At 51.0% G+C, this 520-nt stretch carries 2 protein-coding genes; one reads left to right on the top strand and one right to left on the bottom strand.

The window, feature by feature from the left end:
• The coding region (locus A9Y75_RS28060; RefSeq protein WP_201788448.1) for a hypothetical protein at nt 1-315 on the bottom strand (315 nt) is incomplete at its 3' end.
• On the opposite strand from A9Y75_RS28060, the gene A9Y75_RS29980 reads away from it, so the two are divergent.
• On the top strand, nt 314-520 hold a 207-nt coding region (locus A9Y75_RS29980), incomplete at its 3' end, for a hypothetical protein (RefSeq protein ID WP_236721546.1). The two genes, A9Y75_RS28060 and A9Y75_RS29980, sit on opposite strands and share 2 nt — an antisense overlap.

Genomic DNA, 520 nt, shown 5'->3' with positions numbered 1-520 from the left:
AATGAAGTAGCGAAGAAATTTCAGAAAGTGCGGATGGCGTAGCATTCCATCATGATCGTTGCCATGCTTTACAAAGCTATCCTGACGGGATTTGCCGCGACCGCCCGGATTATAGTCACAATCAGTGAAATAGCGCACGCGATGCACAGGGATGCCCTTGCGCTCGACCAACGAGGTCGTGAGTTGATGAGCGAGATCTGCATTATGCAGAAATGCTGCATGATCGCCTTTGAATGAGAGCGGGTCGAAGCTCAGGTTTGCGAGCATCTCTTGCTCGGGAGCGGTCAATTCGATGGTGAAGGCCGTGTCTGTCATGCCATCGATCTACCACTGCGATGAAGTTCAGAACAGTCCAAAACAAGAACAAAAGCTTAGCCCAGCTTGGCAATGGAGATCGAGGGATCTGCAATTTGATGCAATCGCAGATGTGGTTAGGCGCCGGTTTGCCCTTGAGATGGCAACAGGAACCAAGGTGATCGATCAGGATACAACAGCGAAGCCACAACAGCAGCCATGGCTT

The organism is Trichormus sp. NMC-1 (genome assembly GCF_001858025.1).
Taxonomy (GTDB): domain Bacteria; phylum Cyanobacteriota; class Cyanobacteriia; order Cyanobacteriales; family Nostocaceae; genus Anabaena.
The sequence above is the reverse complement of the archived record's forward strand: the minus strand, read 5'-3'. Positions and strand labels throughout refer to the sequence as shown.